Source organism: Erysipelothrix urinaevulpis, assembly GCF_009828835.1.
GTDB lineage: Bacteria > Bacillota_I > Bacilli_A > Erysipelotrichales > Erysipelotrichaceae > Erysipelothrix > Erysipelothrix urinaevulpis.
On record NZ_WTTB01000005.1, the window covers coordinates 102,787 to 122,624 of the forward strand.

Here is a 19,838-nt window from a genome sequence, read left to right on the forward strand (position 1 = left end):
ATGAAGCGTAGAAGTTCAAATTTTAAAGTATTGTTAATAAGTGTAGTTATGGCACTCCTCTTTATTGTAGTGGGTGCCAATGTTTTTATTGTTTCTGTGTTGGGGTATCATGTGAATTCTAAAACCAATATTAAAGAAATTATTGAAGGGATTCATGTTGTTGATGAAACAATTGTGGCGGAACGGGGAAACATTGTTGATCAAAATGATAATATTATTGCGACCAATAAAAATGCGTATACGTTATATGCTATCATTGATGAAAATCGTTTAAACAGTTCAAAAGAGCCTGCTTATGTTGTTGACAAAGAAAAGACCGCTCAAGTTATTTCAGATGTGATTAAAGAAGACCCCAAGGAAATATTAGCTATTTTAAATCAGAAAGATAAATCGCAAGTTGAATTTGGTTTAGCGGGTAAAAAAATATCGTTAGAACAAAAAGAAAAGATTGAATCACATAACTTGCCAGGCTTAGGATTTATTCCTGTGCTAACGCGACACTACCCAAATAAAAACTTTGCCTCAAGCTTGATCGGTATTTCTTTATTTGATGATGAGTTAGGAAATCTAACAGGTCGCTTTGGCATTGAGTTAAATTATGAGAAGTATTTGAAAGGTGAAAATGGTCACAAGACCTACCAACAAGATAAAGATGGGTACATCTTACCGCAAGTTGAAGTGATTGAAAAAAAGGCAAAAAATGGAGCAGATGTAAAATTAACACTGGATCGAACCATTCAAGAGTCATTGGAAGATGCTTTGAAACGGATTGCCAATGATGAAGGGGTTAAGGCGAAAGAGTTATGGGGCGCAGTCATGGAAGCTAAAACAGGCAAAATTGTGGCTTGGTCAGACTATCCTAACTTTGATCCGAATAAATTAGATATTAAGTCCTATGAAAATAAAGGATCACAATTTACCTATGAACCAGGATCGACCATGAAAACATTTACGGTCGCAGCAGCAATTGAAGAAGGCGTTTATAATGGAAAAGAAACCTTTGATTCTGGTCCGTTTTATGTGGGTGATAAAAATGGAGTTCCTGTTCGTTTACCTAGTGAAAAAAATAGTATTGCTACAATTACCAATGCGATGAATATTGATTATGGTTATATTTCATATGATTATGGTTATGATATGTCATCAAACGTTATGATAGGTGAACTTTTAACAAAAAAATTAGATCCTGAAGTATTTCATGATTATTTGTATAAATTAGGATTTTTTGAATTTGTCGATACAGATAAAATACCAGAGAATGAAGGGTATGACTTATGGAATTACTCATTAGAAAAAATTACAAATGGCTTTGGGCAAGGATCCACTGTCACAATGTTACAAATGTTACAGGCGTATTCATCACTTGTTACGGATGGAACAATGGTAAAACCGTATTTTGTCGATGAAATTATAAATCATGATACAAAAGAAGTCATCTATAAAGGTAAAACGACAGCAATCGGTAAACCCTTTAAAGAAAGCACGGCACTACAAGTTCGAGATATGATGCGAACAGTTGTCAGCAAAGGATCGGCAACTCGGTTTGATATTGATGAAATTGAAGTAATTGGTAAGACTGGAACGGCGCAAATGGTTATTGATGGAAAATATTCAGCAAGACAATATATATTCTCAAGTGCCTTAGCCTTTCCATATAATGAACCAGAATATATTCTTTATTATGCCTATACCGCAAATTATGGTCATGATATAAATTATTCTGCACGACATGTGAATGATGTGGTGCGAAAAGTTGTTTCAACCTATGGTTTAAAAGATGAGTATGAAGAAACTGTTGTCGAAGCGACAAAAGTGTCAAAATTACCACAATTGATTAATCAAGATGTCGCAAGTGTAAGAAAGTCGCTTGAGAGTAAAGGATATAAGACTGTTGTATTGGGTGATGGTAAAACAGTCATTGATCAATATCCAAAAGTTAACAGCCAAATCTTGTCAAATGAGTTGGTCATGTTGTATACTAATTCAAGCACGTTAACCGTACCAAACATGAAGGGTTGGTCACGAAAAGAAGTGAATGCATTTTCAAATCTTGTCGGTGTTAACGTTGAAATTGAAGGTTCTGGTTATGTACAAGAACAATCAATTCCTAAAGGAAAAAGTATTAATAAAAAAGATTTAATTAAAGTTAAACTAAAATAAGGAGAAGAATTATGTTAATAGGACTACTGGGGCTTGGGATATCGTTTGTATTAGGTTTGTTGTTGTATCCCAGATTTATTGATTTTTTACAAAAAAATAATGTTTCACAAAAACCAAGTGAATATGCATTGGATGAATACAAAAATAAGAAACCGACCGTAACATTTGGTGGTGTTCTCTTTGTTGTAATCCCTGTATTAGTTTCGCTTGTGATGTTATTATTTCAACCAGAACCGATGACACTTTTAATTATGGTAATCTTTGTCTTGTATGCCATGATTGGTCTTATAGATGATTATAAGATTATCAAAGAAGGAAAAAACGACGGATTGAAAGCATCAAAAAAATTCTTGTATCAATTAGTGCTTGCTGTTGTCTTTTATTTCTTTTATCAATTAAATGGTGGTAAAAATATTTTAGCGGTGCCGTTTATGGAAAATGGTATTGATTTGAAATGGGCTTATCCTTTATTAGTGTTCTTCATCATGACCGGCACGTCTAATGCCGTTAATTTAACCGATGGAATGGATGGTTTGGCAACAGGAACTATGTTGATTGCTTTAATTCCATTTGCATATTTCGCAAAAATTGCTCAAATGACTGCTTTATTTGTGTTTGTTTTGTCAGTGATGGGTGCATTGCTTTCTTTCCTTGTTTTTAATAAAAAACCTGCAAAAATATTCATGGGTGATGTTGGTTCGTTGCCTTTAGGAGCATTGCTTGCGATGATTGCTATTGTCTTAAATAAAGAACTTTTATTAGCGGTTATTGGTGGAGTCTTTGTTTTTGAAACAATTACGGTTATTATGCAAAAAATATCATGGAAAACACGCGGTAAAAGAATATTTAAATATACACCAATTCACTATAGCTTTACATTAAGTGGTTGGAAAGAAAAAGATGTTGTATTGTTCTTTTATGCTCTTGGTTTGACCTTTATGCTGATTGGCTTTGGATTGAGTGCAATCTCATGAAGACCGTATTAATCGGAGCTGGACGAAGTGGTGTGGGTGCTGCTCGTCTTTTGTCTTTAGGCAGTGATGAAGTTACTTTATACAATGAGCAAAGTTTCCCAGAAATGAGTGAACTGGAAGCTATTGGAATTAATGTTGAAATTGCTTCATTTTCTTTGATTGATATACAAGCGTATGATTGTATTATTAAAGCACCAGGTGTACCAGGGTTTGACCAGGCAATCAATGAAGTAGAAGTGGCCTATTTGAATGCTGATGCATATAAATTATATGCAGTTTCCGGAACAAATGGTAAAACAACAACAACCCATTTGCTCCATGAGATGTTGAAGCAAATTGATCAAGGAGCGCTTGCTACGGGAAATATAGGCTATGCTTTGAGTCAAGCAGTTTATGACCATGGTAATACTCAAAGAAAGGTAGCGCTTGAGATATCAGCCTTTCAAATGGATGGACTAAGAGAAACACAGTTTGATATTTATGCGCTCATGAATCTAAGTCCTGACCATCTTGATCGCTATGAATCAGTTGAAGATTACTATAGTGCCAAATTATCAATGCTACAAAAAAGTAAGCATTGCATTATCAATGTCGATGATAAAAATATAATGGAGCGGATAAACACCACTACTGAATATATTTCTTTATCACTTGTTGGACCTGCGGATATCTACAAAAAAGGTAAAAGTGTTTATTTTAAACACGAAGAATTATTTCAAATTGGTGATTTAAAACTACCTGGTAAACATAATCTAATGAATGCGATGTTTGCAGCAAGTATTGCCTATTTGGCGGGTGTAACTCCGGCACAAATTCAAGACGTTTTGCATGAATTTAAAGGTGTTGAACATCGTTTAGAGTATATAAGAGAAATCAACGGTGTTCGTTTCTATAATGATTCTAAAGCAACCAATCCTGAATCAACAGAGGTATGTTTGAAATCATTTGATGAAAAGATTCATTTAATTGCAGGTGGTTTTGATAAGAAGATTTCATTTGAATTATTAGGGAGATATAAAGAAGGTTTGGCGGGTGTGTATGTTTATGGAGAAAGTGCACATTTATTAAAAGAAGTTTTCCCTAATGCTAAAATATTTGAAACGATGTTAGAGGCCAGTGAAGAAGCCTATAAAATGGCAAAAGAAAATGAAGTAGTCGTGCTTTCACCAGCATGTGCTAGTTATGACCAGTTTAAGAATTTCGAAGAACGTGGTATGATATTTAAACAATATATAAAAGCTCTGTAAAGAGTTTTTTATTTTGGTGAAATAATGTAAAATATAGATAGAGTTTGGAGTGGTAATATGTGGGATGATCAACAGAGTCAATTGGTACTGAGTTTACGATTAAAACAGTTAAAAAGACGAGGTCTTGAAGGTTTAACTGTAGAAGATTTAGAAAAGGTTTTTGATGATTTATATAGAATAAGAAAGATTAGTAGCCGTTTAAGTGACCGAGTTGATTTGGTGTTTAATACAACAGATGATGAAATCGTAAGAGTATTAGCAATCCGCTCACAAAAAGAAGCCTATGGTCAAACGCTACAAGATTTTAAAATGTTAATGAAGAACGAGGATTAAGGATGAATAAAACACATGATTATTATTTAACATCTATTTTAATAATCTTAAGCCTTTTGGTAGGTGTTTTTACGTTGCATACGAGTTCTCTTTTAACAACTGGGATAGGGTTTGGTAAAGATACGCGATACATTGTATATACTGAACAGGAACAAATTCTGGACCATTTTTTATTACACGAGAGTAAAAATCTCAGAGAAATAAGAAAAACTAATATTTCAGATTCGACCTATCTTGTCACGGTCTCAGGAGTTGAACAATTATCAGATTATAAGGACCGAATAGAAACCATTGACGCAAAATTAAAGGTCATTGTTATGGGGTCTTTTGGGTCCATCACAAAGCTAAAAAATAACGAGAGTTTTGTAGCGACATATTTTTTAGTCTTTTTTCTTGTTTTATTGGTTTATTTTTCACGACGATTTAAACTGATGGGTTATTTATCATCGTTAGAATTAATAAGTTTAGTGATAGGGTCACTTTACTTTAATCAAAAGATGGGTTATCCCTATACTAAAATGCTTTGGTATGCCGTCTTAATATCGATGATTATTATTATATTTTTTGAACAATACTTTCTCAGTGAATTTGAAGGACAAAACCTTGAAGATGTTTTGAAAAGTAACAAATTTCTAAAAGGAAAATATTTACATGTTCAAGGGGGAATTGCTCTTTTATTCGCATTTGTTGCGCAATTTACCTTTTCATTAGAGTCTTTTAGTTTCTACTCTGTGGCTGGTTTTATGGGGGCATTGTCGGCATTACTCATACTTAGAGTTGTAATACAACGCTTTGTTACAATGCCTCTACTTGTCTATTGTGCAAAAAGAGATCAACGTCAAGATAACTTGGATTTTGTTGATGACAAAATTGTGAATGTTAAAAATCAAAGTCGTACAATTTATTTGTTAGGGAATATTGGTCTTTCACTTTTACTTATCATAACGCTAACATTAGGATTTATGACTCAATGGGATGCTTTGGAAAGTGAAGATTATACGAATCAGAACGTCATGATTTTAAATCGATCAGATGCGAATACATATTTACAATTGCAAGCGTTGTTGCATCGTGAAGGCTTGTATCAACAACAAAAATCTTATGAAGTGAGTGAACAAGAAGATTTATGGATAAAGTTTAGCGATAAGCTTCCTTTTAATGATCTAGAATCCATCAGTAAAATTGTGGGCGAAGAAATGGCTGTTAGTGTTACATACTATAACACCAGTTCAGCAACGAACCCTTTGGGTACCTTGTCATTTTATAAAAACCTATTAATCTACCTGGGAGCATCTTTGCTATTATATTGGACGTTTTTTGATTTAAAAAAAGTTTGGATTCAACCAGCAGTTTCGATTATGAGTCTCTTGGCATTTGTTACACTTATTATAGGTTTGCAAATAGAGTGGAGTTTGGAAATAGTTTTTGTCACTTGGTCAATTCCGATGATAGTCTCAACAGTGTTAATTATTCATAATAATATCTTTAAGGATGATCGACATGTTCATCAAATAGTGAAAATGACTGGCATTAATTTTTTGATCCTATTAATTATGGCTATTCCTGTATTTGTTATTATCCCTACAGATATAGCGGTTGAAATGGTTGGTATTTTAGCACTTATGTTAGTTTCTGTTCACATGGGTGTCGAAAGTATTTATTTAGCAAAATGTTTGTTACGAAAGGTTGTTGGAAATGCATCATAAAATAATGAATGAAATACTTGAGTATTGGAACTTATCGGACGAACAAAAAGATGAGATCATTAATCCTAAAATTAAAGTTTATAAACATGAAGGGTTTGAATTGTTTATGAAGAACGCAAACCGCCTGATGGTTTGTGGTGATTATGATTGTGATGGTGTCACATCGACAAGCATTGCTTTATTGCTTGCACAACAGTTAAAGATTGAAGCGGGTTTCTATATACCTAATCGGTTAACCCAGGGGTATGGCTTATCCTTGGAAACAGTCGATTTAGCCTATGAAAAAGGCTATACAGACCTCTTACTGGTTGATAATGGTGTTAAAGCGATTGAAGCGATTGATAAGGCGCTTGCTTATGGAATGAATGTTGCGGTTGTTGACCATCATCTTATGGATCAAGACTTACCCAATGATGTTGTTTTTGTTCATCCAGACCTCATTGAGGATGATTATTTTAGTACCATGTCAGCAGGTGGATTAATGTTTGCTTTGGCAGAGGGCATGTCGTTAGATAATGAATATATGGAAGCTTTGGGTGCATTAGCAACGGTTGCTGATGTTATGCCACTATGGGGAAAAAATAGAGAAATTGTTCGACGAGGTGTTGATGCTCTGAATAAAAATCAATTTCTTCAATTTGATGCATTAGTCAAACGAAGTCGTTACACTCAATATACGGCAGAATTTTTAGCCTTTCAAGTGAGTCCCAAGATTAACTCAATTGGTCGAATGGCTGACAAAGTAAATATAAATACGGCAGTTTCATATTTTCTTAGTGATTCTCAAGCACAAATTAAATCGTATGCTGCTCAAGTCTTAGAGGTAAACAGTTATCGTAAACAATTGGGGGCGCATTATCAAAAAGATGCCCGAACAAAAATCAATCAACATGACATTCAAATTATTTCTTCAACATCATATCATGAAGGTTTGCTAGGGATTATTGCGAATCATATTTCACAAGAGACGGGAAAGCCAAGTATTGTTTTAAGAGAATATGACGATGTGTACAAAGGTAGTGCGAGAAGTGGAAATATCTCATTGGAGTCCTTATTTAGTCAATTAAATCCAAATTATTTTATTGCCATGGGGGGCCATGATTTTGCTTATGGTATGACAATTAAAAAAGAGTATTATGATAATTTTGAAAATGATTTATATTCAATGATTCAAAAAACAGATCCAACAACTCAAGAATTTGACGGAATTACGGTTGACTACACAGAGTTAACCAGAGACTTAATTCGTCTACTTAAACAGTATGAGCCTCTTGGCGAGGGAATAAAGATTCCGTTGATGAGAATGAATTTACCTCAGACATATAAACTTGTACGATTGAATGGTCATGGTTATAAGTTATTATTTAACGATGGAACGCTCGACGAAGCTTTGTTGTTTACGAAGACAATTAATGAGTATGAGATATCACAATCCAAATCAATTAGTTTTAAATTAAATTTACAAGATCAAAATAAATTTACAATATATATAGAAGAATTATTCGACACTGTGGTAAGATAGTGATACAGGGGAGGAATGTAAGATGAAAAAAATTGCATCGTTGATCACGTTATTAGCTCTTTTAATATCATCGTTTTTAAGTCCTGTTTTGCTTATAGCAGAAGATATAGATTCTGATCACATTGCCAATAATGAACCTGATGACCCTAAATATTTAACGATAAAAAAGAAAAAATATACACTTGAAGCTTTTTCAAGTGTTCCACTTGAAGTAGAAACTAAAGGAAATGGAGCACTACGTTACAAAAGTGAAAATACGGCAGTTGTTACGGTTGATAATGCTGGTTTAATGAGTGCAGTCTCTGAAGGCTCGACAAATGTTTTAGTCCTTTATGATTATAATGGCGAAATATATGAAGAAGAAGTATCAGTGACTGTCTTGGCAGATAAAGGATCTATTTCGTTTGCGAAAAAAGAATTTTTTCTTATTAGGGGTTTGTCTTTCGATATAGAATACAAACTTGATGGTGGCATAAAAGCCCATGAAATTATATGGGAATCATCGAATCCTAAAGTAGCCCGAGTTGAAAATGGTCGAGTTTATGGTCAAGGAATCGGAACTGCGACGATTAGTGCAAGTGTAAGAAATGTAGTCGCTAAGATGGAAGTTCATGTTACAGTGCCTTTAAAAGGTTTAGAATTCAATCCAACAGACATAGAAATTGCTGTGGGAGAAACATTAGAGATTCCATCACTTGTCTATGTTCCATATGATACAACGACAAAAAAATCGGCAAAGTACTCAATCGAAGATCCTAATATTGTGAGTCTTGATAACCAAGTTATTACAGCCAACAAAGTAGGGACGACAAAAATATTTGCTCAGATTAACGAAGTCATTGCTGAATTAAATATTAAGGTTATGCCTAAGAAAAGCATTAGTGGTGCTCATCTTGTTGAATTAACACAAGAATCGGTGAATGAGCAGCAAATCACATACCATATTCCGGATATGGATATTTATGGTGAGGGTGAGTTTGCCTTATCGTTGCCTGTGGATGAAACCATTGAATTTTTGAAAGATAAAGAAAAAACCGATATATTTATTCTTCTTGAAGATAAAATGTATCGCGACAATATGAAAATGATTGATCAAATGATTATTGATGAAAAAATAATGATGGCGATCAAAAATCAAAAGGTTAATGTGCATTTGTTGAATTCAACAAATTTACCCGTTGCCACCTATACATTTGAAAATTCAATTTCGAGTGACATCGATTTAAAGTATTCTTTAGAAAATGTCGATGAAAAAGATGAACTATACGCTTTAACAAAAACAAAAACATATTACTTAAAATTTAAAAACAAGAATGGTTTTCCTGCAAAGACAACCGTGAAGTTGCCTGCTGCAATGATGGGGAATCACTACAAACAGTTACACTTTATTTATGAAATGTCGGGAAAAGAGCTCCTTGATACTCATCAAGAGGTTATGATAGATCATGCAGATTTACTTGAGATTGATATTGTAAATAGCGATTACCTTATAACGTTTAAGAAAATTGCTCAGACAGATGACTCAACGGTTATCAAAGTATTATCGATTGCTCTTTTTGTGAGCTTGTTGTCAGGATTTGGTATCTACTATACTAAAGCTCACTATAAAAAGAAATAACTGTGTTATAATAAGACTATAATTTGGAGGATAAGATGAACTTAAAAGAATATATTGCATCAATTAAGGATTTTCCTAAAGAAGGTATTATTTTTAGAGATATTACACCTTTGATGGCACATGGACCTGCATTTACTGAAGCAACTCATTTATTTGAAGATTTTGCCCGTAAAGTGGGTGCAGAAGTAATCGTTGGACCTGAATCAAGAGGATTTATCTTTGGATGTCCTGTGGCATATAGTATGGAGATCGGCTTTGTACCTGTTAGAAAACCAGGTAAATTACCAAGAGAAACAGTCAGCTATCGTTATGACTTGGAATATGGTTCAAATGAATTGCATATTCACCGTGATGGTATTAAGCCAGGCCAAAAAGTTTTGATTATTGATGATCTTTTAGCAACCGGTGGAACCATTGAAGCATCCGTCGCCCTCGTTGAGGAGTTAGGTGGAGAAGTTGTTGGATGTGGTTTCTTGATTGAACTTGTCGATTTAAAGGGAAGAGACAAACTAAAAGACATTGAAGTCTTTACAATTATGCAGTACTAACGAAGAGAGGGTTCTTCGTTTTTTATTAAAGGAGGCACGATGAAATGAAACAAATAACACGTATCACAATTGAAGATGTGATGACAGAAGCACAACGATATATAAGTCGTGAAGAAAATCTTGAGCTTATTTTAGATGCGTATGAATACGCGAAAGAGAAACATGATGGTCAATATCGAAAAAGTGGTGAACCCTACTTAGTTCATCTTCTTCAAGTTGCCTATATTCTTGCTCAACTGACGGTGTCTCCTACCACAATTGCGGCTGGTTTACTCCACGATGTCATCGAAGATTGTGATGTTAGTTTTGACGAACTTGCAAATGCGTTTACAGAAGAAATTGCAACGCTTGTTGAAAGTGTCACAAAAATCGGGAATTTAGAATTTAAAGATGAAAAAGAATATCAAGCAGCCAATCATCGAAAGATTTTTATTGCGATGGCGAAAGATGTTCGTGTTATTTTTATCAAACTGGTGGATCGTCTCCATAATATGAGAACCTTGCAATTCCAATCACCTGAAAAGCAAAAACGAATTGCTCAAGAAACACTTGATGTCTATGCACCTATCGCTCATCGATTGGGGATTGCCGAGATTAAAAATGAACTTGAAGACTTGTCTTTTAGTTATCTTCATCGCGATAAATATTATGAAATTGCAAGACTTGTTGATGATAGAAAAACTGAGCGTGATGCTCAGGTTACCCGAATGATTGAAGATATTGCTGATCTATTGCTTGAAAATAAAATTAAATTTAATATTTTTGGTCGTTCAAAGCACTTGTATAGTATCTATAAAAAGATGGAAACTAAAAACAAACGATTTGACGAGATTTTAGATCTTTTAGCAATTCGAATTATTACTGAAACTGAGCTGAATTGTTATGAAATACTAGGGTATATTCATGCTACTTATCGTCCGATTCCAGGTCGATTTAAAGATTATATTGCGATGCCAAAAATGAATATGTACCAATCCCTTCATACGACTATCGTTGGAGAAGAAGGTAATATATTTGAGGTTCAAATAAGAACTAAAACAATGGATGAAGTTGCGGAACGAGGTGTTGCTGCGCATTGGCGTTATAAAGAAGGTGGCTCCAGTACTGAAGCAAGTCGTCAAAAAGAAATTGAAGATCGTTTATCTTGGTTTAGAGATTTTAATATGTTAACTCAGGATGTTGATGAAAATGCTCAAGAATATATGAATATTCTTCAAAAAGATATTTTTGAAGCAAATGTTTATGTTATGACACCCAAAGGAAGAGTTATTGATTTACCCAATGGCGCAACACCGATTGATTTTGCCTATCGGATTCATACTGAAGTAGGGCATCAAACGGTTGGCGCTATTGTTAATGGAACCTTGGTTCCATTAAATACACCTTTAGTTACGGGCGATGTTGTCTCTGTAAGAACATCACCTCAATCAAGTCCTAGTGAAGATTGGTTAAAGGTTGTTAAAACAAATCATGCACGAAATAAAATTAAAAATTTCATTCTAAAAAAACAGAAAGAAGATAAAGCTGAATTTATTCATAAGGGTGAATCGATGTTTAAGGAAGAACTTAAACGACGAGGATTTGAAGAAAAAGAATTAAGACATTCAAAAAAATTAGAAGGTATTTATTCGCAATTGTCTGTCAATTCTTATGATGACTTAATGTTTGCGATTGCGACAAAATCGGTTTCATTGCAAGCTGTTTTTGAACGCTTAGGCTTGAAAGATCAAAACTATACAGAACAAGATCGACTGGATCGTGTTGTGAATCGTAATTTGCCTTCACCAAGCAGCAACAAAGCAGGAGTTCATGTTAAAGGCATCGACTCGATGATGATTTCCTTAAGTAAATGCTGTAATCCTGTTTATGGTGATGAAATTGTTGGCTATATAACGAAGGGGATGGGTGTTAAAGTTCACCGAAAAGATTGCCCTAACATTACAAATCTTGATGAAAGAATAATTGATGTTGAATGGGATGAGCAACATGACCAAGGTGAGTATGAAGTTGTCCTTAAAATTTTATCGATGGATCGAAACTTCTTATTAACAGATTTAGTAACCAGTGCATCACAGTTAAAAGTGAAAATGAACGCAGTGAATTCTGAAATCCAAGAAGATTTAGTGCATGTTATCACGACAATGCGTGTCATTGTTAAGGATGGACAGCATTTACGAGTACTGATTGCTAATTTAAGGAAAGTGGACTCAGTGATTCGTGTTGATCGAGTTATCATGTAATAGATTGCAATCTTAAAGAGCTTATGTTAAACTTATGTATGAACAAAATTCGTTGACCATGAATGAACTTATGAGCGTTGTCAAAGAGAGGTAGTGTTTGGTGAAAACTACTCAATGCGACTAGGTGTGACCCATGAGAGAAATTTTTCTGAAACATAGTGGATTAGGAAAAATCGTAACTCGCGTTAAGAGGCTAAGAAAAAAGTAAGGTGGTACCACGCGCTAGCGTCCTTGGTAGCACCTTTTTATGTCTAAAAGGAGGAAAACAATGTCAAATTATAGAGCACCAAGAGGTACGCAAGACCTTTATGGAAAAGAAATTGAAAAATGGCAAATTATTGAGGATAAAGCCAGAAAGCTGTGTGAACAATATCATGTTAAAGAAATGAGAACACCCATATTTGAACACACAGAAGTTTTTAAACGTGGAAATGATGCAAGTGATGTAGTCAATAAAGAAATGTATACGTTCGAAGATCGTGGTAACCGTTCCTTAACATTGAAACCAGAAGGAACTGCAGGGTTAATTCGATCCTATGTCGAACACAAAATGTATGCCCAAGGTGGCGGGTTGCAACGCTATTTTTACATCGCACCCAATTTCCGCTATGAACGCCCACAAAAAGGAAGGATGAGAATCCATCATCAATTTGGTGTTGAATTCCTTGGACAAGCAAGTCCGTATGTTGATGTCGAGGCAATGATGCTTGGCTTGAATCTCCTCGATTCAATTGGTTTAAATCAATATAAGTTAGTGATTAATACGTTGGGTGACCAAACAAGTCAAGACTTGTACAAAAAGGCACTCCGTGATCACTTTTCTGATCACCTTGAGACGATGTGTGATGATTGTAAACGTCGGTATGATCAAAACCCACTTAGAATGCTTGATTGTAAAGTGGATCATGATCACGAAGCTATGAAAACTGCCCCAAGCAATAAAGACAGTTTAACAGATGAATCAAAGGCTTATTATGCTGAAGTCATTCAATTAATTGAAGATTTAGGTTTGGATTATGAAGAAGATTCACGGTTAGTACGCGGATTAGATTATTATCACCATACAGTTTTCGAAGTGATTTCAACCGATCCTAAAGCAGGCGCCCAAGCAACCTTGTTTGCTGGTGGTCGTTACAATCACCTTGTTGAATACTTTGGGGGTCCTGAGATTTCGGCATTTGGATTTGGCATGGGAATTGAGAGACTTTTAGTTTATGCGGATCTTGCGGGAATAGAATTAGAAAAAGATATCAGTCTTGATGTGTATGGGATGCCACTTGATAAAGATAGTATGCGATACACCTTCGAATTAATTCAAAAACTGCGTTCACTTGGTTATCGTGCTGATCTTGATCATGAAAATAAGTCAATGCGAGCACAGTTCAAATTGGCTGATCGTTATCAAGCGAAAATTGTCATACTCGTGGGTGAGAATGAGGTAAAACAAAAAACTGTAACGTTAAAAAATCAAGAAACTCAGGAGCAAATTACAATTCCTGAAGATGAATTAGTATCAAAACTTGGTACTTGGATAGGAGAAAAAAATGAATAGAACACATCATAATGGAACATTAAGAATGGAAAATATCAATGAAGAGGTCACACTGGTTGGCTGGGTAGCAAAACGTCGTAATTTTGGCTCAATTAATTTCATCGATCTTAGAGATCGCAGTGGAATTGTTCAGTTGGTCGTCAATCATGATGAATACCCTATCGTTGAAGAATTAAAAAATGAATATGTCATCCAAGTAACTGGCTTGGTTCGTGAACGTCAGGATAAAAATCCAAATTTAGCGACAGGGGATATCGAAATTGACTTAAGTGATGTTAAAATAATAAATAAAGCAAAGCAAACACCGATGATTATTGCAGATAAAACAGATGCATTAGAAGATACACGTTTGAAATATCGTTACTTAGATCTTCGTCGTCCAGTCATGCAAAATCGTCTCATGACTCGTGCTAAAATTGTAACTGAAATGAGAAATACATTGGATAACCTAGGATTTATTGATGTTGAGACCCCAATGTTAACAAAATCTACTCCTGAAGGTGCTCGTGAGTATTTGGTACCATCACGAGTTCATCCTGGTGAATTTTATGCCTTGGCGCAATCACCTCAAATATTCAAACAAATGTTAATGATTGGTGGTATGGAACGTTATTATCAAATTGCACGCTGTTTTAGAGATGAAGATTTGCGAGCAGATCGTCAATTAGACTTTACTCAAGTGGACATTGAAGCGTCCTTTTTATCGGAGCATTCGTTTATGGAAATTATTGAGGAAGTTGTCGGAAATGTCATGGAAAATGTTTTAGGAGAAAAACGTCCAGTGGTTGACTATGTTACGTTCTACGATGCTCTTAATATCTATGGTAGTGATAAACCGGATCGTCGTTTTGAAATGTTATTAAATGATGTAAATCCAATTTTTTCCGAAACACAATTTAAAGTGTTTGAAAATGTCTTGAAGAATAATGGTCATTTGAAAGCTATTGTTTTAAAAGATAATGCTGAGACAGTAACACGTAAAGTCAGTGATAAATACACTGATTTAGTTAAAAAGTATGGCCTTGGTGGATTAGTCGTCTTGAAGTATGTTGATGGCGAAATTACAGGAAGTGCTGCTAAGTTCTTAGAAGAGAAAGAGATTCTTGATTTAGTCGAAACGTTAGGTTTGGAGAATAACGATGCCTTATTTATTGGTAGCGGGGAATGGGAACAAACCTGTACTGCTATGGGTGCCTTGCGTTTACAATTAGCAAAAGACTATGAATTAATTGATCAAGAAAAATTTGATTACCTATGGTTAGTTGATTTCCCAATGTTTGAATTGGGCGATAACGATGAGCTTGTTGCGCGTCATCACCCATTCACGGCACCTAAAGAAGAAGATGTTGAATTGCTCGATACAAAGCCGCTTGAAGTTTTAGCACAAGCTTATGATTTAGTGCTTAATGGTTATGAGATTGCAGGGGGTTCAATGCGTATCTACGATCAAGAACTCCAACGAAAAATGTTTTCTTTAATTGGCTTTAGTGATGAGCAAATCCAAAAACGATTTGGTTTCTTTGTTGATGCGTTCCAATACGGTACACCTCCACATGGTGGAATTGCTTTTGGTCTTGACCGATTTGCAATGGCGCTTACTCATTCTGAAACGATTCGTGATGTCATTGCCTTCCCTAAAAATGCATCGGCACGTTGTCCATTGACCAATGCCCCAAGCCCAGCTGTCGATTCACAGCTTGAAGATTTACACTTAAAGATTAATAAATAGCACCATTCATTTGGTGCTTTACTTTGCAAGGAGGATTTATGCACGCAAAAAACAATAAAATGGGTTATGAACCCATGCTTCCATTAATTATTAAAATGTCTTTACCGGCCATGTTATCGATGTTCATTCAGTCATTGTATAATGTGGTTGATTCATACTTTGTGGCACAAATTAGTGAACCTGCACTTCGAGCAACATCACTTTCATTTCCCATTCAAATTTTAATTATTGCGATTGCTGTTGGAACTGGGGTTGGAGTCAACTCCTTTGTCGCTAGAAGCTTAGGTGCTGGCCGAAAAAAAGATGCTGATTCAGCAGTCATGCATGGAGTCGTTTTAGCAATCATATCGTGGCTAATCTTTATTGTTTTCCGCTTGTTTTTTGTTCAAAAATTTTTCACCTTATTTACAAGTGACGCTGAAGTTATAGCGATGGGGACTTCCTATCTTAGTATTGTTAGTGTTGGCGCAATTTTTACGTTGCTTCAGATACTTGGTGAAAAAGCATTGCAAGGAACAGGAAATATGATGATTCCGATGACAAGTCAACTTGTAGGAGCTATTACTAATATTATTTTAGATCCGATCTTTATCTTTGTATTTGGATGGGGGATTGAAGGGGCAGCCATTGCGACGGTTATTGGTCAGTTTTTTGGAGCAATGGTCACATTGTATGGTCTGTTTTCTAAAAAATCAGTATTTGATCTTAACATAAAAGGCTTCACTTGGGATAATTCTACAGTTAAGAAAATATATGAAGTTGGTTTTCCAAGTATTTTGATGCAATCATTAGGTGCATTTTTAACGATCTTCTTAAATGGAATAATTATTCAATTTTCAGAAGTTGCAGTTTCGGTCTTAGGTGTTTATTTTAAATTAGAATCATTCGTTATGATGCCAGTCTTTGGTTTAGGTCAAGGTATTTTACCAATCATCGGGTTTAACTATGGCGCTAAGAACAGTGATCGTATCCATGAAGCTTATCGATACGGTGTGTTAATATCTTTGTTACTTCTATCCGTTGGTTTCGTTATATTCCAAGTGTTCCCAGCACAGTTAATGGGAATATTTAGTCATGATGAAGCGATGATTCGTATGGGTGTTATTACATTAAGATTGATTTCACTTTACTTTATTCCTGCATCGTTGGGGATTGTTAATTCAACATTCTTCCAATCGTTAGGTTTAGGTAATTATAGTTTAATTGTTTCTTTCTTACGGCAAATGGGGATACTTTTACCAATTGCTTACTTAATGTCAAACTTTGGCTTACACTTTGTTTGGTTGGCGTATCCAATTGCTGAAACCCTCACCCTTTTAATTTCAACCAAGTTACGTCGTAAAGCAATTAGAGAGTATGTTGATCCTTTAGAAACCGTTCCTAATTAAAAGTTCAATGTCTCATAAAACGTCTTGACGTATAAACTGTTTAATGATATACTTGTCTAGCAATAAGAAAGTAGAAGACACTTCTCACCTGATGATATCATTCATAGGTAAAGGCTTAAATCGACAAGAGATAACCTTTAAGTGTGTTCCTTTTTAAAAAAAAGTTCACACTTTTTTATTGTAATAATGTTTAGGGAGGTGAAATATATTAGTAATCGCAGAAGAAATAACAGCAATGATGAATTGGTGAATGAGGCAATTCGTTTCCGTGAAGTATTGGTAATTGGCGCTGAAGGCGAACAATTAGGAATACTTAGTAGAAATGATGCGTTAAATAAAGCATATGATGCAAATCTTGATTTATTGTGTGTTGCTCCAAATGGAAATCCACCAGTATGTAAGATTTTAGATTATGGTCGCTATCGTTATGAACAACAAAAGAAAGCGAAAGAAGCTAAAAAACATCAACATGTTACTCAGGTAAAACCATTACGTCTTTCACCTGTTATTGAACAACATGACTTTGATACAAAATTACGCCATGCATCGAAGTGGTTAGAAGCTGGAATGAAAGTTAAAGTTGATATGCGCTTTAGGGGACGCTTGATCACTCGTTTAGAGGTTGGGCGTGAAACAATGAATCAGTTCATTGAAGAATTGAAGGACTTGGGTTCAGTTGAGAAAGCTCCTAAGCTTGAAGGGAATACCATGTCTGTTGTGATATCTCCACACAAACAACAATAGTTTATTAAGGAGGGCTTTAAGATGCCAAAAATGAAAACAAAAAAAGCATTGTCAAAACGTGTTAAACGTACAGGCAGTGGAAAGTTAAAAAGAAGTCAAGCTTATACCTCACACTTTATGAGACATAAGTCACAAAAACAAAAGAGAAATTTACGTCAGTCATCACTTGTATCAAATAGTGATTACAAACGTATTAAACATTTATTGCAAGACTAGGGAGGGTGAGTTAAATGCCAAGAACAAAAACATCCGTGCCATCAAGAGCACGTCGTAAAAAAACATTAAAATTAGCGAAAGGATATTACGGGTCAAAACATACATTGTACCGTACAGCTAATGAACAAGTCATGCGTTCATTGCGTTACTCATACCGTGACCGTAAACAATTAAAACGCGAAATGCGTAAATTGTGGATCACACGTATTAACGCAGCTGCACGTATGAACGATATGTCATACAGTCAATTGATGCATGGTTTAAGACTTGCGAACGTTACAATTAACCGTAAAATGTTATCAGAAATCGCAATTCATGATCCAAAAGGATTTACAAAAATTGTAGGTCAAGCTCAAAAAGCTTTAGAAAAGTAAAATGTCAGTTGATACACGACGTCAAGTCAATGAATTAATTGTTGATATCTTTAATAAGATTTTAACCTTGGAAGAAACTTATCATCACATGCATGGTATTGATTTATCCATGACTGAAATTCATACATTGGATGCTATTCATAAATCAGCATCGAAACAAATGTCTGATGTTGCCAAGAGTTTAGATATAACTCAAGGTACATTAACGACAAGTATTAATCGTCTTGAAAAACAAGGCTATGTTAATCGCGTTCGTGATCAAGAAGATCGCCGAATTTATCGCCTAGTGTTGGAAGATAAAAGCTTCAAAGTTTTAGATATTCACGATAAATTTCATAATGAAATGGTGGAAGGAATATTAAGACAAACAGAAAAAGACGAGGATTTAGTGCGAGCAATCGCTGAATTGAATGGATTTTTCCAAAATATGTTGGAAGAAAATCAATAAAGCATTGATAAACTATCTAAAAAGTAATTATGAACCTCTAGAGTAATCTAGAGGTTTTTATTATTAAAAAGCCACTGTCTTATAAAAAAACAGTAGCTAATCACACTTTTTATATAATTTTATTAATAATCGCTTCGTTATGGGCAAAACGTTTTAAGTTCTCAATGACAATATTCAAGCGATAAGTATTAATTAAGTTGCTTTCAAATGATGCGTGAGGTGTAAGTATCGCTTTGGGATGATGCCATAGAGGGTGTTTAGGATCAAGTGGTTCTTGTTCAAATACATCAAGCACCACAGCACATAAGTTTGTATCAAGCACTGCCATTAAACCGTCTAAGTTGACAGAAGATCCTCGTCCTACATTAATGAATACTGCATCGTTTTTCATACGCTTAAACTGTTCTTGATCCATAATATGATAGGTCGCTTTATTTTGAGGAAGAATTGAAATCACGATATCATAGGTATGCATGATTTCATCAAGAGAAGTTGTCGGGAAGCACTGATTGAAATAATCGATAGCCCGACCATTTGTGTTAATGCCATCAACTGTTGCATTAAAGGCTGACAGAAGTTTGGCAGTTTCTTGGCCAATACTGCCTGTACCCAAGATAAGAACTGTTGCTTGATCAAGAGATTTGTTTTTATCAAGACGATTCCATTTTTTAAAATCTTGTTGTGATCTATAATCAGGAATGCTTTTATAAATACTAAGTATGTGGGCAAGTGTATATTCTGCGATTGGTTTACTGTACATGCCTTTGCCATTCGCAATTGTTATGTCATTATCTTGATACAAGTCTAAGTTTACATGATCAAAGCCTGCCGAGAGCAATTGGACAAATTTTAAACCGTCAGGAATTGCTTCACTGGGAGGGTTATAACCAACAATAACATCGGTAGGTTCAGTGTATTGGTCAAAGGTATTAAAAGTTGTTATTTCATATCCTAAAGACTTGAGATAATCAAGTTCATCATCATTTAATGCTAAAATATCTGCTAGTGCTACTTTCATTCATATCACTCCTTCGTTAGT

17 protein-coding genes are annotated in these 19,838 nt (G+C 34.9%); 16 read left to right on the top strand and 1 reads right to left on the bottom strand.

Features of this window, described 5'->3' with window-relative positions; genetic code table 11:
• From GVV10_RS06790 to GVV10_RS06865, 16 genes are all read left to right on the top strand, one after another.
• Nucleotides 1-2,160: a penicillin-binding protein gene (locus tag GVV10_RS06790; protein WP_236261878.1), complete on the top strand. Its 2,160-nt coding sequence runs from the start codon at nt 1-3 to the stop codon at nt 2,158-2,160.
• A gap of 11 nt (nt 2,161-2,171) precedes the next feature.
• Nucleotides 2,172-3,134 carry a phospho-N-acetylmuramoyl-pentapeptide-transferase gene (mraY, locus tag GVV10_RS06795; protein ID WP_159520991.1) on the top strand — a complete coding sequence of 321 codons (963 nt, stop codon included), beginning with the start codon at nt 2,172-2,174 and terminating at the stop codon, nt 3,132-3,134.
• Nucleotides 3,131-4,381, top strand: a complete 1,251-nt coding sequence (murD, locus tag GVV10_RS06800) for a UDP-N-acetylmuramoyl-L-alanine--D-glutamate ligase (RefSeq protein ID WP_159520993.1) — start codon at nt 3,131-3,133, stop codon at nt 4,379-4,381. Before mraY ends, murD begins: the two co-directional genes overlap by 4 nt.
• A 57-nt stretch (nt 4,382-4,438) precedes the next feature.
• The gene (locus GVV10_RS06805; RefSeq protein WP_159520995.1) at nt 4,439-4,714 is read left to right on the top strand and encodes a hypothetical protein; all 276 of its coding nucleotides are present in this window, start codon (nt 4,439-4,441) and stop codon (nt 4,712-4,714) included.
• A 2-nt stretch (nt 4,715-4,716) separates the two neighbouring features.
• Nucleotides 4,717-6,420: a hypothetical protein gene (locus tag GVV10_RS06810; protein WP_159520997.1), complete on the top strand. Its 1,704-nt coding sequence runs from the start codon at nt 4,717-4,719 to the stop codon at nt 6,418-6,420.
• Nucleotides 6,410-7,942 carry a single-stranded-DNA-specific exonuclease RecJ gene (locus tag GVV10_RS06815; RefSeq protein WP_159520999.1) on the top strand — a complete coding sequence of 511 codons (1,533 nt, stop codon included), beginning with the start codon at nt 6,410-6,412 and terminating at the stop codon, nt 7,940-7,942. Before GVV10_RS06810 ends, GVV10_RS06815 begins: the two co-directional genes overlap by 11 nt.
• Nucleotides 7,943-7,964: 22 nt before the next feature.
• Nucleotides 7,965-9,560: an Ig-like domain-containing protein gene (locus tag GVV10_RS06820; protein WP_159521001.1), complete on the top strand. Its 1,596-nt coding sequence runs from the start codon at nt 7,965-7,967 to the stop codon at nt 9,558-9,560.
• 35 nt (nt 9,561-9,595) lie between these two features.
• Nucleotides 9,596-10,108 (top strand): adenine phosphoribosyltransferase, encoded by a 513-nt coding sequence (locus GVV10_RS06825; RefSeq protein ID WP_159521003.1) that lies wholly within the window; start codon nt 9,596-9,598, stop codon nt 10,106-10,108.
• A 44-nt stretch (nt 10,109-10,152) separates the two neighbouring features.
• On the top strand, nt 10,153-12,348 hold the full coding sequence (locus GVV10_RS06830) for a RelA/SpoT family protein (RefSeq protein WP_159521005.1): 2,196 nt from the start codon (nt 10,153-10,155) through the stop codon (nt 12,346-12,348).
• 268 nt (nt 12,349-12,616) lie between these two features.
• Nucleotides 12,617-13,900: a histidine--tRNA ligase gene (gene hisS / locus GVV10_RS06835; protein WP_159521007.1), complete on the top strand. Its 1,284-nt coding sequence runs from the start codon at nt 12,617-12,619 to the stop codon at nt 13,898-13,900.
• Nucleotides 13,893-15,629 carry an aspartate--tRNA ligase gene (aspS, locus tag GVV10_RS06840; RefSeq protein WP_159521009.1) on the top strand — a complete coding sequence of 579 codons (1,737 nt, stop codon included), beginning with the start codon at nt 13,893-13,895 and terminating at the stop codon, nt 15,627-15,629. Before hisS ends, aspS begins: the two co-directional genes overlap by 8 nt.
• 38 nt (nt 15,630-15,667) lie before the next feature.
• A complete protein-coding gene (locus tag GVV10_RS06845) occupies nt 15,668-17,017 on the top strand; it encodes an MATE family efflux transporter (protein WP_159521012.1) in 1,350 nt (449 codons plus the stop codon).
• A 198-nt stretch (nt 17,018-17,215) separates the two neighbouring features.
• Entirely contained in the window at nt 17,216-17,761 is a 546-nt protein-coding gene (gene infC / locus GVV10_RS06850) for a translation initiation factor IF-3 (RefSeq protein ID WP_456236452.1), read from the top strand.
• 21 nt (nt 17,762-17,782) lie between these two features.
• Complete coding sequence (gene rpmI / locus GVV10_RS06855) at nt 17,783-17,977, top strand: 50S ribosomal protein L35 (RefSeq protein WP_159521016.1); 195 nt, start codon at nt 17,783-17,785, stop codon at nt 17,975-17,977.
• 14 nt (nt 17,978-17,991) lie between these two features.
• The gene (gene rplT, locus GVV10_RS06860; protein WP_159521018.1) at nt 17,992-18,351 is read left to right on the top strand and encodes a 50S ribosomal protein L20; all 360 of its coding nucleotides are present in this window, start codon (nt 17,992-17,994) and stop codon (nt 18,349-18,351) included.
• Between the two features lies 1 nt (nt 18,352).
• Nucleotides 18,353-18,799 (top strand): MarR family winged helix-turn-helix transcriptional regulator, encoded by a 447-nt coding sequence (locus GVV10_RS06865; RefSeq protein WP_159521020.1) that lies wholly within the window; start codon nt 18,353-18,355, stop codon nt 18,797-18,799.
• A 109-nt stretch (nt 18,800-18,908) separates the two neighbouring features.
• Here the strand turns inward: GVV10_RS06865 and GVV10_RS06870 are convergent, their stop codons facing one another.
• Nucleotides 18,909-19,817, bottom strand: a complete 909-nt coding sequence (locus GVV10_RS06870; RefSeq protein ID WP_159521022.1) for an NAD(P)-dependent oxidoreductase — start codon at nt 19,815-19,817, stop codon at nt 18,909-18,911.
• Nucleotides 19,818-19,838: the final 21 nt, after the last annotated feature.